The organism is Massilia sp. KIM (assembly GCF_002007115.1).
In the GTDB taxonomy this organism is placed as follows: Bacteria; Pseudomonadota; Gammaproteobacteria; order Burkholderiales; family Burkholderiaceae_D; genus Telluria.
In genome coordinates this window covers 3,291,626-3,313,400 of sequence record NZ_MVAD01000001.1, presented here as the reverse complement: position 1 = coordinate 3,313,400, position 21,775 = coordinate 3,291,626, and the positions used below count along the sequence as shown (strand labels likewise).

The following is a 21,775-nucleotide window of genomic DNA, read 5'->3' as shown; positions in this document are numbered from 1 at the left end:
GGCATGGGTAGTCACAGGAAGGGGCACCAGGCCGCCGCCAACGCCTATGTGCCCCTGCCGATGCGCGACGGGGTCTCGCCCAGCTACCTGTGGCTGACCGAGACGCGCGCCGGCGGCATGCTGCGCTTTCTCGCCGAGCGCTATCCGGACGTGAGCGAGGCTTCCTGGGCCGCGCGCCTGGCGCGCGGCGAGATCGTCGACGCCAGCGGCGCGCCCCTGCGCGCCGACAGCCCGGTGCGCCAGGGCATGCGCATCTGGTACTACCGCGAGCTGGAGCAGCCGGAAGCCCCGATCCCCTTCGAGGAAACGGTGCTGCATCTGGACGAGCACCTGCTGGTGGCCGACAAGCCGCACTTCCTGCCCACCATCCCGACCGGGCGCTTCCTCAAGGAGACGCTGCTGGTGCGCCTCAAGCGCAAGTACGGGCTGCCCGACCTGGTGCCGATCCACCGCCTGGACCGCGAGACGGCGGGCGTGGTGATCTTCTCGCACAACATCGAGACGCGCGGGGCCTACCAGTCGATGTTCCAGAAGCGGGTGGTGAGGAAGACCTACGAGGCCCTGGCCGGAGTGATCGAGGGGCGCGACTTCCCCTTCACCTACCGCAGCCGCATGGTGGATGGCGCGGACCAGTTCTTCATCAGCGAGGAAGTGGAGGGCGAGCCGAATTCCGAAACCCTGATCGAGCTGCTGGAGCGGCGCGGCGGCCTGGCGCGCTACCGCCTGCATCCGCTCACCGGGCGCAAGCACCAGCTGCGCCTGCACCTGTCCAGGCTGGGCGCGCCCATCCTCAACGACGCCTTCTATCCGGTGGCCCAGCCCTGCAAGGGCGACGACTTCAGCGCGCCGCTGCAACTGCTGGCGCGTTCGATCGCCTTTCCCGATCCGCTCACCGGCGAGGCGCGCAGCTTCGCCAGCGCGCGCGTGCTGGACTGGCCCGCCGCCTGATCAGGCGGTCGGCGCCAGCGTGAACTCGAGGTCGGCGCTGCCGATGATCGCCACGTTGCCGGCCAGGTCACGCAGGGCGCCGGCCGACAGCTGCATCTGGAACAGGCCATTGAGTCCGCCCATGTCGAAAGTCACGGTGTCCGCGCTCGGCTGGTCCCATCCGCCGCCGCCGGCCGTAAAGCCCTTTTGTTCGACGGCGCCCTGCCACATGCCGATGTTGCCACCGGCCGCGAACACGATGGCTTCGTCGAAGCTCAGGCTGTAGCTGCGGCCGAAATTGTCGACGCTCGCCTCGCTGACCCTGGGCGCCGTGCGGTCCACCACGAGGCTGGCGGCCGCCGATGCATTGGTCTGCACGCCATTCACGTATTCCCTGGCCACGATCGCATGACTGCCCTCGGCCAGGGCGGACGCGGTGATGCTCCAGCCGCCGTCGGAGCCGACCGTGGCGGAGCCGACTTCGTCGCTTCCGGCGAACAGCTTGATCGTGCTGCCCGCCTGGGCGCCGCTTCCGGAGTAGGTCGGCGTCGCGTCCTGGGTGACGCCGTCGCTGTCGGCGACCCCGGTGTCGCTGCCGGCGGCAAGGCGCGGCGCGTCCAGGGGCGTGACCGCGGCCAGGGATTCGATCGTCAGCGAGAGGCTGCGCGGGGCGCTCAGGTTGCCGGCCGCGTCGCTCTGCCGCACGACGAGGGTGTGAACGCCCGGCGCCAGGGCGGCGTCGGGCGTCCAGTCCCAGTCGCCGGCATCGTCGGCCTCGATCCAGGCGTCGACCCCGGCTCCATCCAGTTCGATGAGGATGCGCGCGCCCGGCTCGGCGTTTCCGCCCTTCAGGGTCGGCGTATCGTCCGAGGTCTGGTAGTCGCCGGCGCTGCCGGTGTCGCTGGCAAGCGCGAGCGTCGGAGTGTCCAGGCGCGCCGGCGCGAGCACATCGATCTCGATGCTGCCATAGCCGCTCAGGATCAGCGGGCCGAAGTCGACATGGGCGTCGCTCAATACGTTGTCGTGGGCGTCCTTGAGCTGCCCCACCAGGCTGCCGAGGTCCGCGATGCCGAGCGCGTCGATGTTGCCGTCGCCGGCATCCACGGTATAGCGGAACTCGAGTTCCTTGAAATCCGCGCTGGCGGCATGGTAGTACGCCTTGCCGCCATTGTTCATGTTCACGTAGCGTGGCCCGGTGCCGAACAGGCTCACCGCTTCATCGAAGCCGATGGTGAAGGCGACCGTATCGCCACTCTTCTTCGGCCCCACCGAATAGCCCTCGAGCCAGGCCTCGAGGGCGACCGGCGCGGCGTTGTCGACCACGGCGCCGACGGTGGCGAAGCTGAAGCTGTTGTCGCTGAGGGCATTGCCGGCCAGGTCTTCCATCGAGGACAGGCTGAGCGTGACGGAGGCGCCGCTCGGCAGGTGATGGGCGCTGGCCGGAATGCTCAGGGTGGTGCGATCGGACGACAGGTAGGAGGGCAGGATCGCAATCTGGCTCGAGCTGGTGACGCCATTGACCTGGGCGCTGACCCAGATTTTGGGATTACTGTAGGGGAAGTAGACGGCCTCGCTGAAACGGATCACGAGGTCTTCGCCGATGTCGAAGGGATCCGTACCGCCGGCGCTCGCCGTGGCGACGATGGTCGGATGGCTGCCGTCCACCTCGACCGTCCGGGTGATCGAGGCTTCGCTGCCGTTGGTCTGCCGTGCGGTGGCCACGACCGTATGGGTGCCGGCGGTCCAGCTTTCTTCACCGTTGTACTGCCAGTAAAGAACGCCGTCGAGGACGTGGAAGCCGATTTCGCCGTTGTCGATGGCTTCGCCGTCGACGGTCAGCAGGAAGCCGTCCTGCGGGTCGCTGAAGTCGCCAAGGAAGACGCCGTCGAAGGAGCGCCCCCAGTCGTCGGTGAGCAGTCCGTCGTCCGGGTCGATGCCCTCGTAGTCGCTGATCTCCATGAAGGCGCTCAGGGTGTTGACCGCATAGGAAGGCAGCTTGTCGAGCGTTTCCGGACCGTTGTTGCCGGCCAGGTCGAGGACGTGGTACAGCGAGACCCCGAATTCGCCGATGACGGGCTCCTGGCCTGCATCGGCGAGGCTGAGCTTGACCGTCCAGGTCTTGCCGCCGTCGCTGCTGGCGAGGTCGGACAGGATGGCATGGTCGGCCCGGATCGCGCCGTACAGGCCGTCCTCCTGCACCGCTTCGGAGAAGACGATGGTGGCGACCAGGTCGTGGCTGGCGTCGAGCACGCTGCCGTCGAAGCTGACCGACACCAGCTCCGGCCCGATCGTATCAAGGGTGTCGCGGGTGTCGACCCCGTAGGCGGGGGAGAGGGTGATGCCGCTGCCGCTGTGGCCGGCGGTGTCGATCACCTTGCTCATGTCGAGGCCGACCTGCAGGTCGTCGAAGTCCAGCCCGGCGCCCGCCGGCGTGATCTTCAGGGTCCAGGTCTTGCCGCCGTCGGCGCTGGCCAGGTCCGACAGCTTGGCGTAGGGCGCGCTGAAGGCGTCCAGGCTCAGGCTGGGCACCGGTTCGGAAAACCTGACGACGATGGTCCCCGTTTCTCCCCAGACGAGTTCAGCGTCGCTGAGTTCGATGGTCGCGGTGGGCGCCTGGCCGTCGTCGATCACGTAGGCCAGGGACTGGGCGGTTCCGGCGCCGGCATTGCCCTTGGCGTCGCGTACCTGGCTCAGGTCCAGCGTCACCTGATTGCCGACCGAGGCCGCCAGGCCGGAGGTGGAGATCCAGGCGGTCCAGACCGTGCCGTCGCCGACCTTGACGAAGCCGTCGACCGAGGCGTTCTGGGCCGTCAGGGCCGAGCCGGGCAGCACGTCCACCGGCTCGGAAAAGGTGATCGTGAGCTGGACCGGCGCATCGGCGGCGACCACGCTGTCGCCCAGCACCATGCTGAGCACGGCCGGGCCGGGGTCGGTGACGGTGAGCGCGGCCGCGCCCGGTTTCGTCAGCCCGGCGAAGCTGCGCAGGCTGCTGCTGGTGAGCACGCCTTCGTCCATGAAGACGCTGTACTGGCCGGCGCCCAGGCCCGCGGCGCTCACCAGCACGTGATTGCCCGACACCACGGCGTCGGCCACGGGGATCTTGCGCGTCTCGGTGGCGCCGACGATGCGGATGCCGGGCAGGCCGGTGACGCGGTCGATCACGGTCTGGACCGCGCCGTCGGTAATATAGATGAAGCCCGCGCCCTTTTTCATGGCGGTCGAGAACTCCAGGTCCACCGTGACCGTGGCGCCGCTCATCGAGGCGCTCGTAGCGGTCAGCTTGACCGGTGCGGCGGCAGTGGTGGTGGCGCCGCCCCCGCTCAGCAGGCCATGCTGGACGGGGTCGGAGGAGGTGGTGCCGGGTTCGGTGCCGTGGGCGTTCATGATAGGCTCTGCGCAGGAATATTGACTTCCGGGAAATAGAAAGTTCTATCCGGAAACTGACAGGCAGATAGTAGCAACAAAGCGGGGCGCGTTGAGCGCGCCAAGGCCGACTTGCTGCTTTTTTACGTCAAAATGGCAACACATCCCCCCGGGATGGGGGGAATCCCGGGAGGCCGGGCGGAGGAAGGGCAGGGCGGGCGCATTGCCGCCCTGGCATCACAGCGGGTGGGCGTAGTCGATGATCAGGGGGGCGTGGTCCGAGAAGCGCTCGTCCTTGTAGATCGAAACCGCGTGGGCGGTGGCCGCGATGCCCGGGGTGGCGACGTGGTAATCGATGCGCCAGCCCACGTTCTTGGCCCAGGCCTGGCCGCGGTTGCTCCACCAGGTATAGTCGGCAGCCTCGGGCGCCACCACGCGGTGCACGTCGACCAGGCCGACCTCGTCGAAGATGCGGGTCATCCAGGCCCGCTCTTCCGGCAGGAAGCCCGAGTTCTTCTGGTTGCTCTTCCAGTTCTTCAGGTCGATTTCCTTGTGGGCGATGTTCCAGTCGCCGCAGATGACCACTTCGCGGCCCTCGGCCTTCAGCTCCATCAGGTGGGGCAGGAAGACTTCCATGAAGCGGAACTTGGCTTCCTGGCGCTCGGGCGAGGACGAGCCCGAGGGGCAGTACACCGAGATGACGGTCAGATTTCCGAAATCGCAACGGGTATAGCGGCCTTCGTCGTCGAACTCCATGCAGCCGAAGCCGATGCGCTTGTTGTCCGGCGCCAGGCGGCTATAGATGCCGGTGCCCGAATAGCCTTTCTTCGATGCGTAGTGGAAATGGCCGTGGTAACCGTGCGGGCGCAGGAAGTCCTCGGTCATGTCGGCTTCCTGGGCCTTGAGTTCCTGCACGCAGACGAAATCCGCGTTCTGGTTGGCGAGCCAGTTAAAAAAGCCCTTCTTGTGGGCGGAACGGATACCGTTGAGGTTAGCGGAGATAATGCGTGGCATGTGAGCGAAGGATCTGTGCAGCAGGGCGGGCGATGGCGTTGACTTAGCCCGCGGATTACAATACTGCGAATTTTCTTAGAAGGGGTTACTGTGAGCAATTTGCGCCAAGAGTTTATCGCGTTTTCGGTCGCGACGGGAGTGCTGAGGTTCGGCGAGTTCACCACCAAGGCGGGGCGCCAGTCGCCTTACTTCTTCAACGCCGGCCTGTTCCATGACGGCGCGACCCTGGGCCAGCTGGCGCAGTTCTATGCCCAGACCCTGATCGATTCGGGCGTGCAGTTCGACATGCTGTTCGGGCCGGCCTACAAGGGCATCACCCTGGCCTCGGCGACCGCGGTGGCGCTGGCTGGCAAGGGCCGCAACACCTCGTATGCCTACAACCGCAAGGAAGCCAAGGACCACGGCGAGGGCGGCACCATCGTCGGCGCCAAGCTGCAGGGCAAGGTGGTGATCGTGGACGACGTGATCTCGGCCGGCACCTCGGTGCGCGAGTCGGTGGACATGATCCGCGCGGCCGGGGCGGAGCCGGCGGCGGTGCTGATCGCCCTGGACCGCATGGAGCGTTCGGGCAAGGATGGCGCGCTGTCGGAGAATTCGGCGGTGCAGGAAGTGGCGCGCGAGTTCGGGATTCCGGTGATCTCGATCGCCAACCTGGAGGATCTGTTCGGCTATCTGTCGGGGGCGGCGGCGGATCCGCGGCTGGCGCAGTTCAAGGATGCGGTGGCTGCGTACCGCGCGCGTTACGGCGTTTGAACAAAGCCGCAGCAAATCTTTTTTCGATACCGTAAATGCGTCGTCCCCGCGGAGGCGGGGACCCAAGTTTGCAAGCGTTACCACGACGCATACAGAACTTGGGTCCCCGCCTGCGCGGGGACGACGTGCATGAGCTAACTAGTTCTTCTCAGCAGGCCGGCTGATCCGGTTCAAGCCGCCAGCTTCTTCTTCAGCAACTCCGTCACCTGCGCCGGATTCGCCTTGCCCTTCGAGGCCTTCATGGTCTGGCCGATCAGCGCGTTGATCGCGGCTTCCTTGCCGGCGCGGTACTGTTCCACCGACTTGGCATTGGCCGCCAGCACCTCGTCCACGATCGCTTCCAGCGCGCCCGTATCCGAGATCTGCTTCAGGCCCTTCTGCTCGATCACGGTGTCGGCCAGGTTCTCGTCCTCCGAACCGGCTTCCCACATGGCCGCGAACACTTCCTTGCCGGCCTTGTTCGAGATGGTGCCGTCGGCGACGCGCTTCAGCAGCAGGGCCAGCTGGGCGCTCGAGACCTTAGCCTGCGCGATCTCCACGCCTTCGCGGTTCAGGGTCGACGAGACGTCGCCCATCATCCAGTTCGCCGCCGCCTTGGCGTTTTCCTTGCCGGCCTTGGCCACCACGGCTTCGTAATAGGCCGCCATGTCCTTGGACGCGGTCAGCACCAGGCTGTCGTACTCGGGCAGGCCGTACTCGCCGGTCAGGCGCGCGCGGATCGCGCCCGGCAGCTCGGGCATCTCGGCCTTGACGCGCTCGATCCAGTCCTGCTGGATCACCAGCGGCGGCAGGTCGGGGTCGGGGAAGTAGCGGTAGTCCTGCGCGTCTTCCTTGGTGCGCATGGAGCGGGTCTCCTTGCGGTCCGGGTCCCACAGGCGGGTCGCCTGCACCACCTTGCCGCCATCCTCGATCAGCTCGATCTGGCGCCGCACTTCGTAGTGGATGGCTTCTTCCATGAAGCGGAAGGAGTTCAGGTTCTTGATCTCGCAGCGGGTGCCGAATTCCTTCTGGCCGACCGGGCGCACCGAGACGTTGACGTCGCAGCGGAAGGAGCCTTCCTGCATGTTGCCGTCGCAGACGCCCAGCCACACCACCAGCGAGTGCAGGGCCTTGGCATAGGCCACCGCCTCGGCGGCGCTGCGCATCTCGGGCTCGGACACGATCTCCAGCAGCGGCGTGCCGGCGCGGTTCAGGTCGATGCCGCTCATGCCGGCATAGTCCTCGTGCAGCGACTTGCCCGCGTCCTCTTCGAGGTGGGCGCGGGTCAGGTTGACGGTCTTGGTCTCGAGCTTGCCGTCCTTCTCGTAGGCGAAGCTGATCGTGCCGCCCTGGACCACCGGGTCCTCGAACTGGCTGATCTGGTAGCCCTTCGGCAGGTCGGGGTAGAAGTAGTTCTTGCGCGCGAACACCGAGTGCGGCGCGATCTTCGCGCCCACGGCCAGGCCGAAGCGGATCGCGCGCTCGACCGCGCCGCGGTTCAGCACCGGCAGCACGCCCGGCAGCGCCAGGTCGACCGGGCTGGCCTGGGTGTTGGGCTCGGCGCCGAAGCGGATCGAGCTGCCGCTGAAGATTTTCGAGTTGGTCGTGAGCTGGACGTGGTTCTCAAGACCGATGACGACTTCCCATTGCATATCTGTTCTCTCTTTTCTGTCTTCAGACGCCTTCCGGGGCGCGCTGGTGCCAGTCGGTCACCTGCTGGTACTGGTGCGCGATGTTCAGCAGCTTCGCTTCGGCGAAATAGTTGCCGATGATTTGCAGGCCGACCGGGCGCTTGCCATTCTTTTCGCCCTGGCCGAAGCCGACCGGGATCGACATGCCGGGCAGGCCCGCCAGGCTGGTCGACAGGGTGAAGATGTCGGCCAGGTAGTTGGCCACCGGGTCGTTGGCCTTCGAGCCCAGGTCCCAGGCCACGGTCGGGGCCACCGGGCCCATGATCACGTCGCACTGGTCGCGGAAGGCGGCCTGGAAGTCGTCCGCGATCAGGCGGCGGATCTTCTGCGCCTGCACGTAGTAGGCGTCGTAGTAGCCGTGGCACAGCACGTAGGTGCCGACCATGATGCGGCGCTGGACCTCGGGGCCGAAGCCTTCGGCGCGGGTCTTGCGGTACATGTCCTGCAAATCCTTGTACTCGCTGGCGCGGTGGCCGTAGCGCACGCCGTCGAAGCGCGACAGGTTGCTCGAGGCTTCCGCCGGGGCGATGATGTAGTAGGTCGGGATCGACAGCGCGGTCTTGGGCAGGGAGATCTCGACCAGGGTCGCGCCCAGCTTCACGAACTGATCGAGGGCGGCGCGCACGGCCTGCTCGACGTCCTGGGCCAGGCCTTCGCCGAAGTATTCCTTGGGCACGCCGATGCGCAGGCCGTTCAGGGGCTGGTTCAGGTCGCGGGTGTAGTCTTCGCGGCCGTTGCCCTGTTCCGGGGTGAGGCTGGTCGAGTCGCGCTCGTCGAAGCCGATCATTTCATTGAGCAGCAGGGCGCAGTCCTCGGCGGTCTGGGCGATCGGGCCGCCCTGGTCGAGCGAGGAGGCGAAGGCGATCATGCCGAAGCGCGACACGCGGCCATAGGTCGGCTTGATGCCGGTGACGCCGCAGAACGAGGCCGGCTGGCGGATCGAGCCGCCGGTGTCGGTGGCGGTGGCGGCCGGCGCCAGGCGCGCAGCGATCGCGGCGGCCGCGCCGCCCGAGGAGCCGCCCGGCACGGCGCCGGCGTCCCAGGGGTTCTTCACGGCGCCGAAGGCCGAATTCTCGTTGGCCGAGCCCATCGCGAACTCGTCCAGGTTGGTCTTGCCCAGGTTGACCATGCCGGCGGCGGCGAAGCGGTCCACCACGGTGGCGTCGAACGGGCTGACGTAGCCGGCCAGCATCTTCGAGCCGGCGGTGGTGGGCCAGCCGCGGGTGACGAAGATGTCCTTGTGGGCGATCGGGACGCCGGTCAGCGGGCCGGCATTGCCGGCGGCGATGCGGGCGTCGGCGGCGGCGGCCTGGGCCAGGGTGAGTTCCGGATCCACGTGCAGGAAGGCGTTATGGGCGCTGGCCTCGATGCGCGCGAGGTAATGGCGCGCCAGCTCGGTCGCGGAGACTTCCTTTGCTTGCAGGAGCGAGGACAGCTCCTTGATGGTCTTGTAGTGCATGTGCGTGTCGATTCGTGAAAGCGGATTACTCGATGACCTTCGGCACCAGGTACAGGCCGTCCTGGGTCTTCGGCGCCGGCGCCTGGTAGTCCTCGCGGCGGTTGGCCTCGGTGACCACGTCGTCGCGCAGGCGCAGCGGCAGGGCCAGCACGGCGGCCAGCGGCTGTGCCAGCGGCGCCACGCCGCTGGTGTCGACCGCCTGCATCTGCTCGGCCAGGGCGAAGATGCCGTTCAGCTCGGCCAGCATGGTCTCGGCGTGGGCCTCGTCCATATCGAGCTGGGCCAGGTTGGCGATGCGTTTTACGTCTGAAAGGGTCAGGGACATGGCTCTTGGGCGCGCCCCCGGGCGCGCGCGGAAAATGTGGTTGGGCGATCAAGACTGTTGGCAGGATGCCAGCCAACGGCCGGCTACGGCCGATAAAAGCTTGGTAACACCGCCGATCTCGCTTGCCGAATAGCGGGGTAAAACCCGTTGTATTCGGCATGTAAACGTCAAATTATAAGGTAGAATGGCGGGCTAATGCGTTGTCGTACCGAAAGCCGGCCCCTCGGGTGGGAGCTTGGGCGGGCAAGGCAGGAAAGACCGTGGCGCCCCGGCAGCAAGAGCGGGGCGGGCGCGGCAGGAACAATCCCGATCAATGTTTAGGCGCACCTTCAAGCGCATCAGGACACACATGTTTGGTTTTTTACGCAGCTACTTCTCGAACGACCTGGCGATCGACCTCGGTACCGCCAACACGCTGATCTACGTCCGCGGCCTGGGCATCGTCCTGGATGAGCCGTCCGTCGTCGCGATCCGCCAGGAGGGCGGCCCCAACGGCAAGAAGACCATCCAGGCGGTCGGCAAGGAAGCCAAGCAAATGCTGGGCAAGGTGCCGGGCAATATCGAGGCGATCCGCCCGATGAAGGACGGCGTGATCGCCGACTTCACCGTCACCGAGCAGATGCTCAAGCAGTTCATCCGCATGGTGCATGACTCGAAGTTCTTCCGCCCCTCGCCGCGCATCATCATCTGCGTGCCCTGCGGCTCGACCCAGGTCGAGCGCCGCGCGATCCGCGAATCGGCGCTGGGCGCCGGCGCCTCCCAGGTCTACCTGATCGAAGAGCCGATGGCGGCCGCGATCGGCGCCGGCCTGCCGGTCTCGGACGCGACCGGCTCGATGGTGGTCGACATCGGCGGCGGCACCACCGAGGTGGGCATCATCTCGCTGGGCGGCATGGTGTACAAGGGTTCGGTGCGCGTGGGCGGCGACAAGTTCGACGAGGCGATCGTCAACTACATCCGCCGCAACTACGGCATGCTGATCGGCGAACAGACCGCCGAAGCGATCAAGAAGGCCATCGGTTCGGCCTTCCCGGGCTCCGAAGTCAAGGAAATGGAAGTCAAGGGCCGCAACCTGTCGGAAGGCATCCCGCGCTCCTTCACCATCTCGAGCAACGAGATCCTGGAAGCCCTGACCGACCCGCTCAACAACATCGTCTCGGCCGTCAAGAACGCGCTGGAGCAGGCCCCGCCGGAACTGGGCGCCGACATCGCCGAGAAGGGCATGATGCTGACCGGCGGCGGCGCGCTGCTGCGCGACCTCGACCGCCTGCTGATGGAAGAAACCGGCCTGCCGGTGCTGGTGGCCGAAGATCCGCTGACCTGCGTGGTGCGCGGCTCGGGCATGGCGCTCGAGCGCATGGACAAGCTGGGTTCGATCTTCTCCTACGAATAATCCAGGATCATCACGACCCAGGGCGGGCAGGGCGCGCGGCACACACCGCGCGCGACTGCCCGCCTTGACATTGGCAGCCAGGGTTTTCTTAACTTTCCGTCATGGAATATAGTCCTCCGCCGCTTTTCAAACAGGGTGCCCCGGCGCGCGTCAAGGTGACGGTGTTCGCGCTGATCTCCATCGTGCTGCTGGTGGTCGACGCCCGCATGCACTTGCTGGCCGGCGTGCGCCAGGTCGCCGCCACCGTGCTCTACCCGGTGCAGATGGCCGCCCTGATGCCGCGCGAGGCGCTGGCCTCGATGGGCGGCTATTTCTCTTCGCTGTCGACCTTGCAGAAGGAAGTGCGCGAGCTCAAGAGCCAGCAGTTGCTGCATGCGCGCCAGATCCAGCAGGCCCAGTTCCAGAGCGCCGAGAACGCCCACCTGCGGCGCCTGATGGAAGCGCGCGAGCAGCTGCCGGTGAAAACCCTGATGAGCGAGGTCCTGTACGACGCGCGCGATCCGTCCACCCGCCGCATCGTGCTAGACCGCGGTTCGCGCGACGGCGTGGTGCTCGGCCTGCCGATCGTCGACCATGCCGGCGTGATCGGCCAGGTGACTCGGGTCTTCCCCTTTACCTCCGAAGTGACCCTGCTGACCGACAAGGAGCAGGCGATTCCGGTGCAGGTGCTGCGCAGCGGCCTGCGCAGCATCGCCTACGGCCGCGGCCAGTCGGGCCAGCTCGACCTGCGCTTCGTGGCCCAGGACGCCGACATCCAGGTCGGCGACGTGCTCGTGACCTCTGGCCTGGACGGCATGTATCCGGCCGGCCTGGCGGTGGCGCGCGTGGTCCAGGTGGAAAAGGCGGCCGGCTCCTTCGGACGCGTGATCGGCCAGCCGCTGGGCGGCGTCGACCGCAACCGCCAGGTGCTGGTCATCATGTCGCAGATGCCGCTGCCGCCGCGCCCCCAGGCGGAGGCCAAGGTCGCCGCCGGGCGCAAGCTGCCGAAGATGGAGCCGGTCCCGCAGCCGCCGCTGCCGGCCTCGCCGCTGCCGCCGCAGGCGCCGCCGGGCGTCGCGCCCGCGCAGGCGGGCGGCGTGCCGGCGGCCGGCGCTCCGGCGACCGGCGTACCGGCGGCCGGCGCTCCGGCGGCCGGCGCACCGGTGGCTCCCGCTCCGGGCGCGCAGCCAGCGGGCGCCGCCACGGCGACGCCGGGACCCGCGACCGCCGCGCCCGCCACCACGGCGCCTGCGGCGCGTGCGCCGGCCGCTGGCGCTGCTGGCGCCGGTTCGCCGGCCGCCGGTTCGCCCGCCGGATCGCCGGCCCGCACTCCCGCGCAGCGCAGCGCCCCGGCGAACCCCGGCGCGACGCCTTTGTTCACACCGGGCGCCACCCGCCCGGCGCCGGCCGCGCCGGCCGCGACCCCCTAATTCCAGGATCCGCACATGCCCGGTAACCGTCCGCATTACATCCTGCTCCCCGTCAGCCCGCTGTTCATCACCTTCAGCCTGGTCTGCGCCTTCATGCTCAACCTGCTGCCCTGGGGCCACTGGGTGGGCGCGCCCGACTTCGTGGCCCTGGTCCTGGTGTTCTGGGGCATCCACCAGCCGCGCAAGGTCGGCATTGGCGTGGCCTTCGTCATGGGCCTGCTGATGGACGTGCACGACGCCAGCCTGCTGGGCGAGAACGCGCTCGCCTACACCCTGCTGTCCTACCTCGCGATCATGATCCACCGCCGCGTGCTGTGGTTCCGCGTGATGACCCAGGCCATGCATGTGTTCCCGCTGCTGCTGCTGGCGCAGGCGATCCAGGCCTTCGTCCACTTCACGGTGTCGGGGCGCTTCCCCGGCCTGTTCACCTTCGTCGAGAGCCTGGTGGCGGTGGCCCTGTGGCCGGTGATCACCTGGCTGCTGCTGGCGCCGCAGCGCCGCGCCGTCGACCGCGACCATACCCGTCCGATCTGACCCGTTTGCCCTTCGCATGACCGAATTCAAGGATAACGACCGCGAGATCCACAAGTTCCGCCTGCGCCTGACGGTGCTGGTGGGGCTGGTCTTCGTCTGCTTCGGCCTGCTGGTGGCGCGCTTCGTCTGGCTTCAGGTGCTGCACCACGACCAGTACGCCGCCCAGGCCGAGGACAACCGCATCGCGCTGGTGCCGATCGTGCCCAACCGCGGCCTGATCGTGGACCGCAACGGCGTGGTCCTGGCGCGCAACTATTCCGCCTACACCCTCGAGATCACCCCGTCCAAGCTGCACGCCAACCTGGACTCGGTGATCGACGAGCTGTCCAAGCTGGTCACCATCGAACCGCGCGACCGGCGCCGCTTCAAGCGCCTGATGGAAGAGTCGCGCAGCTTCGCCAGCGTGCCGATCCGCACCCGCCTGACCGACGACGAGGTGGCGCGCTTCACCGCACAGCGTTTCCGTTTCCCGGGCGTGGAAGTGCAGGCGCGCCTGTTCCGCCAGTACCCGCTGGGCGAGGTCGCCTCGCACGTGATCGGCTACATCGGCCGCATCAACCAGAAGGAAGCCGACGCCCTCGAGCAGAGCGAGGACGCGGCCAACTACAACGGCACCGAGCATATCGGCAAGGAAGGCGTGGAGAAGCGTTACGAGCGCTACCTGCACGGCCAGACCGGCTACGAGGAAGTCGAGCGCTCGGCCGGTGGGCGCGCGATCCGCACCCTCAAGCGCACCGCGCCTGTCCCGGGCAGCAACCTGATCCTCTCGCTCGACATCGAGCTGCAGAAGGTGGTCGAGGAAGCCTTCGGCGACCAGCGCGGCGCCCTGGTCGCGATCGAGCCGGCCACCGGCGACGTGCTGGCCTATGTCTCGCGGCCCGGCTTCGACCCTAACCTGTTCGTGGACGGCATCGACAGCCAGAACTGGAACGAGCTCAATACCTCGCTCGACCGGCCGCTGATGAACCGTCCGCTCTCGGGCACCTATCCGCCGGGCTCCACCTTCAAGCCCTTCATGGCCCTGGCCGCGCTGGAGCTGGGCTTCCGCCGCCCCTCTGACGCGATCCGCGACCCCGGCTTCTTCATGCTGGGCGGGCACCGCTTCAACGACGACAAGCCGGGCGGCCACGGCTACGTCGACATGTACAAGTCGGTGGTCGAGTCCTGCGACACCTATTACTACCAGCTCGGCAACGAGATGGGCATCGACCGCATCTCGGGCTTCATGCGCCAGTTCGGCTTCGGCGAGCCGACCGGCATCGACCTCGATCACGAGAAGACCGGCGTGCTGCCCTCCAAGGAGTGGAAGGCGCAGCGCTTCCGCCGCAACCGCGCGGCCCAGAAGTGGGTGGGCGGCGACACCATCTCGGTCTCGATCGGGCAGGGCTTCAACAACTATTCGATGATCCAGCTGGCGCACGCGGTGTCGACCCTGGCCAACAACGGCGTGGTGATGAAGCCCCACCTGGTCAAGATCATCGAGGACGGCGCCACCCGCCAGCGCACCCTGACCGTGCCCAAGGAAACCCGCCGCATCCCGCTCAAGCAGGAGAACATCGACTTCATCAAGCACACCATGGTGGGCGTGACCCAGGAGTCCTACGGCACGGGCTTCCGCGCCTTCGCCAACGCCGGCTACATCTCGGGCGGCAAGACCGGCACCGCGCAGGTGATCGGCCTGAAGGGCCAGAAGTACAACGCCAACGCGATCGACGAGCGGCACCGCGACAACGCGCTGTACGTGGCCTTCGCGCCGGCCGACAATCCGCGCATCGCGCTCGCCCTGGTGGTGGAGAACGCCGGCTTCGGCGCAGCCGCCGCGGCGCCGATCGCGCGCAAGGCGCTCGACTACTACCTGCTGGGCAAGCGCCCCGCGCCGCCCAAGCCGAAGGAGGGCGCCGCTCCGGCCGCCGCCCCGGCGACGACGACGGCGGCGCGCCCGGTCGCCCCGGCACAGGTGGCGGCCGTTCCCGCCGCCGTCATCAGAAAGGAATAAGCCATGGCGCACATTCCAGAACGACGCTCGCTGCGGCGCCGCCTGCGGCCCTACTTCACGGTCTTCGACGGACCGCTGACGCTGATCCTGTTCGTCCTCATGACGATCAGCATGATCACCATGACCTCGGCCGGCGCCGACTTCCCGGACCGGGTCGAGCACCAGATCCGCAACTTCCTGCTGTCCTTCGCGATCATGTGGATCGCGGCGAACATCCCGCCTCAGACCCTGATGCGCCTGGCGGTGCCGATCTACACCTTCGGCGTGGCGCTCCTGATCGCGGTGGCCATGTTCGGCATCATCAAGAAGGGCGCGCGGCGCTGGCTGCACCTGGGGATCGACATCCAGCCTTCCGAGATCCTCAAGATCGCGATGCCGTTGATGCTGGCCTGGTATTTCCAGACCAAGGCTTCGGTCGAGAGCTGGAAGTCGTTCGTGGTCGCGGCCGTGCTGCTCCTGATCCCTGTGACCCTGATCGCCAAGCAGCCCGACCTCGGCACCGCGCTGCTGGTCGCGGCCTCCGGCCTGTACGTGATTTTCCTGGCCGGCCTGTCGTGGAAGGCCATCATCGCGCTGGCGGTGGCCGGCGCGGCCAGCCTGCCGATCGGGTGGTCGATGATGCACGACTACCAGCGCGAGCGGGTGATGACCCTGATCGACCCTACCTCCGACCCGCTGGGCAAGGGTTTCCACATCATCCAGTCGATCATCGCGATCGGCTCGGGCGGCATGGCGGGCAAGGGCTACATGAAGGGCACCCAGGGCTATCTTGAATTCGTGCCGGAGCGCACCACCGACTTCGTGTTCTCGGTGTACTCGGAGGAATTCGGCTTCATCGGCAACCTGGTGCTGCTGCTCGTCTACCTGCTCCTGATCGGGCGCGGGCTGATGATCGCGGCCAATGCCCCGAACACCTTCTCGCGCCTGCTGGCGGGGGCGATCACGATGATCTTCTTCACCTATGCCTTCGTCAACATGGGCATGGTGGCCGGCATCCTGCCGGTGGTGGGCGTGCCGCTGCCCTTCATGAGCTACGGCGGCACGGCATTCATCACGCTGGGCCTGGGCGCGGGCATCTTGATGAGTATTCAAAGGCACCGTAAACTGGTGCAGACGTAATCGATGGAGGACGACCCAATGGCCGGTCGAAGTCACTTTTCGGCGGCCCTTGCGGTAGCAATGCTGGTCGCCGGTTGCAGCACCACCACCCCGGAGGGGGAACACAAGCGGCTGCTGCCCTTTCCCTGGCTGCACAAGATCCTGCCCAAGCACGTGGCGGCGCCCAGCCTGCCGCAGGCCGAGGCCAAGCGCGGCGGCTTCCACAAGGAAGGGGGCGCCGACCCGGCCTCCGGCCAGGGGGGCACGGACGCGGTGGTCAGGTACGAGCCCTACGTGAAGTGGGCCAACCGGCCCTACTCGATGTTCGGCCAGACCTATGTGCCCATCCTGCACGAGGAGCCCTTCGTCCAGCGCGGCATCGCCAGCTACTACGGCAACAGGTTCCACGGCCAGAAGACCTCGTCGGGCGAACTCTACGACATGAACAAGATGACGGCGGCCCACCCGACGCTGCCGATTCCCTCCTATGCGCGGGTGACCAGCGTCGAGAACGGCAGGTCGGTGATCGTGCGCATCAACGACCGCGGGCCTTTCCACGCCAACCGCATCATCGACGTCTCCTACGCGGCGGCGCTCAAGCTCGGGCTGATGGGCAAGGGCAGCCACCTGGTCGAGATCGAGCGCCTGTTCCCGGACGACCCGGCGCGCGTGGCGACGCTACGTCGCGCCGCCGCTTCCCAGGCCCAGTCGGCCGCGCCCGAGGTCGCCCTGCGGCTGGCGCAGGACCGGGTGCGCGGCGACAGCGCCGCGGTCGCCGAGCTGGCGCCGCCGGCGTCCCAGGGCTATTACGTGCAACTCGGTTCCTACAGCCGCGCAGGCACCGCCGAAGCGGTGAGCGAGAAGCTGAGCCAGGCCGGCGTAGCCTTCGGCACGCTCGAAGTGGTCAAGGCCGGCGCCGTGAACCGCCTGTTCGGCGGCCCTTTCGCGACCCGCGCCGAAGCGCTCGAAGCGGCGCGCGCCATCCCGTCCTCGTTCAAGCTGCGCCCCATCGTCGTCCGGCGCTGACCCGCTCCCGCGTTCCAGACCGTCGGCCCGAAAATCGGCCGGCAAAGAACCAGGGTCGGAGTCGATTTGAATGACAACTTTCAAAAGTTGTCACTAAATTCGACTCCGACCCTATTTTTTTAGAACTCGCTGAGTCTGCCAAAGCATAGCTTCATCCAAAAACAAGCTTGCCGAGCTTGATTGACCTCAGGCTCACGACGCTCAACTTTTCGATGGGCCAAGAAAAAAAATAGGGTCGGAGTCGAATTGTTTGACAACTTTGGGGAATTGCCCAAAAAGTCGACTCTGACCCTGGTTTTGCAGGACGAAAAAAATCGGCTCCGACCCTGGTTTTGCTGGATGGCTTAGCGGCAGGTTTGGAGTTGGGGGGCGGGGAAGTCCCGGGCGATGTCGGCGATGCGCGCGCGGGTGGCGGCGTCGATGTCGCGGAACTGGAAGGCGGTGCGCGTGCCCTGCGGGCCGCGAGGCAGGATGCGCACCCCGCGCACGCCCTGGCGGCCCAGGTTCGCCAGCTCGGTCTCGGCCGCGGCCTCGGTCTTGAACACGCCCAGCGAGATCGCGTAGCGCATCGGCGATTCGCCCTGCATCACGAAATAGTTGTCGATGCCGCGTTCCTTCAGTTCGGCCACGCGCTTGTCGGCCCCTTCCTTGCCGCCGGCAGGGGGCAGGTAGACCATGTAGCTGCTCACTTCCTGGAAGGGGACGCTGAGGCGCGTCTGGCGTTGGCCCAGGTCCAGGCGCGCGGCGCGGTTCTCGAAGCGGCGCGCGTCGCCGGCGCTGAAGGGACCGGCCTGGACGCAGGCGAGCAGCGGTGCGGCCGGCGCAGGTGCGGTCGGCGCAGGAGCTGCAGCCACAGCTGCGACCGGCAAAGGTGCGGCCGGCGCGGGCGCGCCAGCCGGGGGCAGGGCCGCCTGCTCGGCCGGCGCGGCCGGGTCGGCCGTGCCGGCGCTGGCGGCGACCGTGGCCTCGGCGTCGCTCAGCAGGGTGATGCGGTCGAGCGCCAGCTGGTTCTTCAGCCGCGCCGGTTCGCGCTCGCCGCCGGCGGGCGTGCCGAGCAGGCCGCGGCCATGGGCGAACAGCAGGGCGTTCAGGGCCAGCAAGGCCCAGAAGACGAATTTCAGCACAGGGGTTCCTCTATTCAGACGGCGATTGCCGCGGCGTGCAGGCCGACCAGCACGATATTATCGACAACCTGGTGCCCGACCTTGAGCGCCGGCGCGATAAATGGCGCCGCGCCGCCCGAGACGATGCAGGCGCGCGCCCCGTGGCCCGCCACCGCGCGTTCGATCGCCCCGGCCTGGGCCGACAGGCAGCCGGACACGATGGCGTCATCGGTGTTGTCGCCGAACAGGGGAGGCGGGGCGGCGCCCGGCGCCACCTGGGGCAGCTGGGCCGTGTTGCGCGCCAGGCTGGAGGCCATCAGGGCCAGGCCGGGCAGGATCATCCCGCCCAGGAAGCGCCCGTCCGCCGTCACCGCGTCGATGGTGGTGGCGGTGCCGCAGGTGGCCACGATCAGGTCCTGGCCAGGGGCCAGGGCGCGCGCGCCGATGGCGGCGGCGAAGCGGTCGCAGCCCAGGCGGCCGGGTTCGCGGTAGCCGTTGCGCAGGCCCGCGCGCGCGGGGCTGGAGGCGAACCATTCGACCGCCAGGCCCTTGGGCAGGGCGGCGGCGATGGCGTCCCTGAGCACATCGCCGGCCACGTTCGACACCAGGGCGCGCGCCGCGCCCAGCCGGGCCCATTGGGCGGCCAGCCGGTCCATCTCGGCATGGGGCGCGACCCCGTCCGCCTGCCAGTGGCCGGGCGCGGCGTCCAGGCGCGCCAGGGCCCACTTGATGCGGGTATTGCCGGCGTCGATCAGGAGCACGCTGCTCATGCCTTCACCCGCAGGGAGACGTCGCCCGCCAGCACCGGGATGCGGCCCTGGGCGGTGTCGAGCAGCAGGCGGCCGGCGTCGTCCACGCCCGCCGCCAGGCCCTCGTGCACTACCTGCCCGCCGTCGAGCAGGACCACGGTCTCTCCCTGCCAGGCGTGGCGCAGGTTCCAGCGCGCGCTGAAGGCGGCGAAGCCGCGCGCGGCGAATTCGTCCAGGGCCGTGGCCAGGCCGTCGAGCAGGGCGGCCACCAGGGCATCGCGTTCCATGCGCGCCAGCCAGGGCACGGCGGCGGCGTGGCGGCCGATGCGCGCTTCCATCTCGTCCGGCATCAGGAGGTTCAGGCCGACGCCGATCACGGCCCACACGCCCCCGCCGGGCGCGGACTGGGTCTCGATCAGGATGCCTGCCAGCTTGTCGCCATCCTTGAGCAGGTCGTTTGGCCACTTGAGCTGGACCTGCTGGCCCAGGCTAGAGAGGGTCTCGGCCAGGGCCACGCCCACGGCCAGCGGCAGGCCGGCCAGGGCTTGCGGACCACCGTCGAACTTCCAGGCCAGCGAAAAGGTGAGCGAGCCCTCGGGCGAGGACAGCCAGCTGCGGCCGGCGCGCCCGCGGCCCGCGGTCTGGTGCTCGGCCACCAGCAGCACGGGGCCGGCGAGGGTCGCGGCGCGCGCCAGCAGGTCGGCGTTGGTGGATCCGGTCTCGGCCACGACCTCGACCTGCAGGCCGGCGCGCGCGGCGGCGGAGAGGGCGGCGATGGCGGCGGCCTTCATGCCGGCTCCTTGCGCTGCTTGGTCGGCGCGCGCGAGAACACGGCGTCGAACAGGAAGTTGGGCAGCAGGCGCAGCAGCCTGGCGACGAAGCCCATCTGCCAGGGCAGGACCCGGTAGCTGGCGCCGCGCGCGATGGCGGCCGCGGCCTGGGCGGCGAAGCGTTCGGCGTTCATCAGGAAGGGCATGGGAAAACGGTTGTTGCTGGTCATGGGGGTGTCGATGTAGCCGGGCGCGATGGTCACGACCCGGATGCCGGAGGCGCGCAGTTCGAGGCGCAGGGATTCGCAATAGCTGTGCACCGCCGCCTTCGAGGCGCAGTAGGCGCCGGCCCCGCGCATGCCGCGGATGCCCGCCACGCTGCCGATGCCCACCAGGCGGCGCGGTCCGGCCTGGGCCTTCATGGGCGCGATGAAGGGCGCGAAGGTGGCCGCCATGGCGTGGACGTTGGTGGCGAACACGGACTCGAACACGGGCAGGTCCTCGGGACGCTCGGTGAGCGTGCCGTGCGAGATGCCGGCGCTGGCGATCACGATGTCGGCCCCGCCTTCGCGCGCGATGAAGTCTTGCGCGGCGGCGGCCAGGGCCGCGTGGTCGGTCACGTCGAGCGGGTAGATGTGGTGGCGTCCCGCCCCCGGCAGCGAGGCGGCCAGGCTGGCCAGCAGCTCGCGGCGGCGCGCGACCAGGCCCAGGGTGGCGCCACGCGCGGCGTACTCGCGCGCCAGGGCGGCGCCGATGCCGCTGGAGGCGCCGGTGATGAAGACGCGGTCCGGCTGGCCCGGCGTCGCGGTCATTGCTTGGCGGCTTTCGCCTTCGCGACCAGCTGGTCCATCACCTGCAGGGCGCCCTGCATCAGCTGGGTTTCGTTCTGGCTTGCGCCCTGGGCGCCCTCGGCGACCATGCCGGGCGAGGTCAGGAAGCGGCCGTCGATGGCCACCATCGGCCAGTGGTCGACGCCGTATTCCTGCACCAGGGCGCCGGCGCGGCGCAGCTTGGCCTGCACCCCGAAGGAGCGGTAGGTCTCGATGAAGCGGGCGCGGTCGATGCCGGCGCGCGCCGCCCAGTCGAACACCTGCTCGTCGCTGGACAGGCGCTGGCGCTCGACGTGCATGGCGGCGAAGGCCTTGCCGTGGTACTGCTCGACCAGGCCGAGCGACTCGAGGGTGTAGAACATGCGCTGCTGCGGCAGCACGGCGGCGTCGCGCGGCACGTGCACGCGCCTGAACACGATGGCGTCGCCCTGCTTGCGCACCCAGTCGGCCAGCAGCGGCTCGAAGGCGTAGCAGTGCGGGCAGTAATAGGCGAAGAACTCGATCACCTCGACCTTGCGCGGACCGGCGTCGGTCGCCACCGGGGTGGCCAGGGCCTTGAACTCCACGCCCTCGCGCGGCGCTGCAGGGGAGGCGAAGGCCAGGCCGGACAGGCCGGCCAGGACGGTGCTCAGCAGGAGACGGCGCAGTGCTCGCATGCCTGTCCTTATTTCTGGTTGCGGACGATGGCGACGTCGATGCCGCTGTCGAGCAGCTTGGCGCGCGCCTTGTTCACGGCTTCGACCTGGGTATAGGGACCGACGCGCACCCGGTGCAGCACGCCGCTGTCGGTGTTGCGGTCGCTGATATTTGCCTCGAAGCCCAGCAGGGCCAGCTTGGCGCGGGTGTTCTCGGCGTCGGACATCTCGCGGAAGGCGCCGGCCTGCAGGTAGTAGATGTAGTTGTCGGCGCCGGCCGTGGCGGCCGGAGCGGAGGGCGCGGGCGCCGCGGTGTTGGCCGGCGCAGGGGCCGGGGCCGAGCGCTCCTGCATGCCGGCGATGGCGGTGCCGAGCGGATCGGCGTCGCGCGGCGCGGGGGCAGGGGCGGCGGGCGCCGGAGCCGCTTCGGCCGGCTTGGCGCGCTCGCCCAGCTCGCGGGCGGCTTCGCGCGCCGGCGCGCGGTTGCCGTACAGCGGCTTGTTCGGATCGCTGGCCTGGCTCGGCTCCAGGTCGGCCGGGCGGCCCGACTTGTTGGAGCGGTCGGTGAAGGGCGAGGCCCCCTTGGTGATCATGAGGGCGACCGCCACCGCGATGCCGAGTCCGATGATCAGGCCGATGATGATGCCGGTCAGGGTGCTGCCGCGCTGGCGCAGCGCGCTGAAACTACGGGTGGAACGGATGGCGGTCATGTCGCTTTCAA

At 68.4% G+C, this 21,775-nt stretch carries 19 protein-coding genes; 8 read left to right on the top strand and 11 right to left on the bottom strand.

Annotated features, from left to right (window positions below; translation table 11 throughout):
• The first annotated feature begins 3 nt into the window (after window positions 1–3).
• Window positions 4–948: an RluA family pseudouridine synthase gene (locus B0920_RS14490; protein ID WP_078033183.1), complete on the top strand. Its 945-nt coding sequence runs from the start codon at window positions 4–6 to the stop codon at window positions 946–948.
• On the opposite strand, the gene B0920_RS14485 is transcribed toward B0920_RS14490, so the two are convergent.
• On the bottom strand, window positions 949–4,311 hold the full coding sequence (locus B0920_RS14485; RefSeq protein ID WP_078033182.1) for an Ig-like domain-containing protein: 3,363 nt from the start codon (window positions 4,309–4,311) through the stop codon (window positions 949–951).
• A gap of 216 nt (window positions 4,312–4,527) precedes the next feature.
• On the bottom strand, window positions 4,528–5,304 hold the full coding sequence (locus tag B0920_RS14480; RefSeq protein WP_078033181.1) for an exodeoxyribonuclease III: 777 nt from the start codon (window positions 5,302–5,304) through the stop codon (window positions 4,528–4,530).
• Between the two features lie 90 nt (window positions 5,305–5,394).
• On the opposite strand from B0920_RS14480, the gene pyrE reads away from it, so the two are divergent.
• The gene (gene pyrE, locus B0920_RS14475; RefSeq protein WP_078033180.1) at window positions 5,395–6,057 is read left to right on the top strand and encodes an orotate phosphoribosyltransferase; all 663 of its coding nucleotides are present in this window, start codon (window positions 5,395–5,397) and stop codon (window positions 6,055–6,057) included.
• A gap of 170 nt (window positions 6,058–6,227) precedes the next feature.
• Here pyrE and gatB read toward each other — a convergent pair whose 3' ends face one another.
• Genes gatB through gatC form a run of 3 tightly spaced genes read right to left on the bottom strand, consistent with a single transcriptional unit; the run spans window position 6,228 to window position 9,511 of the window.
• Window positions 6,228–7,688: an Asp-tRNA(Asn)/Glu-tRNA(Gln) amidotransferase subunit GatB gene (gatB, locus tag B0920_RS14470; RefSeq protein WP_078033179.1), complete on the bottom strand. Its 1,461-nt coding sequence runs from the start codon at window positions 7,686–7,688 to the stop codon at window positions 6,228–6,230.
• Between the two features lie 22 nt (window positions 7,689–7,710).
• Window positions 7,711–9,186, bottom strand: coding sequence for an Asp-tRNA(Asn)/Glu-tRNA(Gln) amidotransferase subunit GatA (gene gatA, locus B0920_RS14465; protein ID WP_078033178.1), 1,476 nt, complete (start codon window positions 9,184–9,186; stop codon window positions 7,711–7,713).
• Between the two features lie 25 nt (window positions 9,187–9,211).
• Window positions 9,212–9,511, bottom strand: a complete 300-nt coding sequence (gene gatC / locus B0920_RS14460) for an Asp-tRNA(Asn)/Glu-tRNA(Gln) amidotransferase subunit GatC (RefSeq protein ID WP_078033177.1) — start codon at window positions 9,509–9,511, stop codon at window positions 9,212–9,214.
• Window positions 9,512–9,860: 349 nt separating this feature from the next.
• On the opposite strand from gatC, the gene B0920_RS14455 reads away from it, so the two are divergent.
• From B0920_RS14455 to B0920_RS14430, 6 genes are all read left to right on the top strand, one after another.
• Window positions 9,861–10,904 (top strand): rod shape-determining protein, encoded by a 1,044-nt coding sequence (locus tag B0920_RS14455; protein ID WP_036247668.1) that lies wholly within the window; start codon window positions 9,861–9,863, stop codon window positions 10,902–10,904.
• Between the two features lie 101 nt (window positions 10,905–11,005).
• Entirely contained in the window at window positions 11,006–12,313 is a 1,308-nt protein-coding gene (gene mreC, locus B0920_RS14450; protein WP_078033176.1) for a rod shape-determining protein MreC, read from the top strand.
• A 15-nt stretch (window positions 12,314–12,328) separates the two neighbouring features.
• Window positions 12,329–12,847, top strand: coding sequence for a rod shape-determining protein MreD (gene mreD, locus B0920_RS14445; RefSeq protein WP_078033175.1), 519 nt, complete (start codon window positions 12,329–12,331; stop codon window positions 12,845–12,847).
• A 16-nt stretch (window positions 12,848–12,863) separates the two neighbouring features.
• Complete coding sequence (mrdA, locus tag B0920_RS14440) at window positions 12,864–14,843, top strand: penicillin-binding protein 2 (protein WP_078033174.1); 1,980 nt, start codon at window positions 12,864–12,866, stop codon at window positions 14,841–14,843.
• Window positions 14,844–14,846: 3 nt separating this feature from the next.
• Window positions 14,847–15,962, top strand: coding sequence for a rod shape-determining protein RodA (gene rodA / locus B0920_RS14435; RefSeq protein ID WP_078033173.1), 1,116 nt, complete (start codon window positions 14,847–14,849; stop codon window positions 15,960–15,962).
• Between the two features lie 60 nt (window positions 15,963–16,022).
• Window positions 16,023–16,967, top strand: coding sequence for a septal ring lytic transglycosylase RlpA family protein (locus B0920_RS14430; RefSeq protein ID WP_229455506.1), 945 nt, complete (start codon window positions 16,023–16,025; stop codon window positions 16,965–16,967).
• Window positions 16,968–17,311: 344 nt separating this feature from the next.
• Here B0920_RS14430 and B0920_RS14425 read toward each other — a convergent pair whose 3' ends face one another.
• From B0920_RS14425 to B0920_RS14400, 6 genes are read right to left on the bottom strand one after another with little or no spacing between them, the layout of a single operon-like run.
• Window positions 17,312–18,091, bottom strand: a complete 780-nt coding sequence (locus B0920_RS14425) for an SPOR domain-containing protein (protein WP_078033171.1) — start codon at window positions 18,089–18,091, stop codon at window positions 17,312–17,314.
• A gap of 14 nt (window positions 18,092–18,105) precedes the next feature.
• The gene (locus B0920_RS14420; RefSeq protein ID WP_078033170.1) at window positions 18,106–18,840 is read right to left on the bottom strand and encodes a type III pantothenate kinase; all 735 of its coding nucleotides are present in this window, start codon (window positions 18,838–18,840) and stop codon (window positions 18,106–18,108) included.
• Window positions 18,837–19,610, bottom strand: a complete 774-nt coding sequence (locus B0920_RS14415) for a biotin--[acetyl-CoA-carboxylase] ligase (protein ID WP_078033169.1) — start codon at window positions 19,608–19,610, stop codon at window positions 18,837–18,839. The genes B0920_RS14420 and B0920_RS14415 overlap by 4 nt, the downstream gene beginning before the upstream one ends.
• Window positions 19,607–20,401, bottom strand: a complete 795-nt coding sequence (locus B0920_RS14410; protein WP_078033168.1) for an SDR family oxidoreductase — start codon at window positions 20,399–20,401, stop codon at window positions 19,607–19,609. Before B0920_RS14410 ends, B0920_RS14415 begins: the two co-directional genes overlap by 4 nt.
• Window positions 20,398–21,075 carry a thiol:disulfide interchange protein DsbA/DsbL gene (locus B0920_RS14405; protein ID WP_078033167.1) on the bottom strand — a complete coding sequence of 226 codons (678 nt, stop codon included), beginning with the start codon at window positions 21,073–21,075 and terminating at the stop codon, window positions 20,398–20,400. Before B0920_RS14405 ends, B0920_RS14410 begins: the two co-directional genes overlap by 4 nt.
• Before the next feature lie 8 nt (window positions 21,076–21,083).
• Window positions 21,084–21,764, bottom strand: coding sequence for an SPOR domain-containing protein (locus tag B0920_RS14400; protein ID WP_078033166.1), 681 nt, complete (start codon window positions 21,762–21,764; stop codon window positions 21,084–21,086).
• Between the last annotated feature and the right edge of the window lie 11 nt (window positions 21,765–21,775).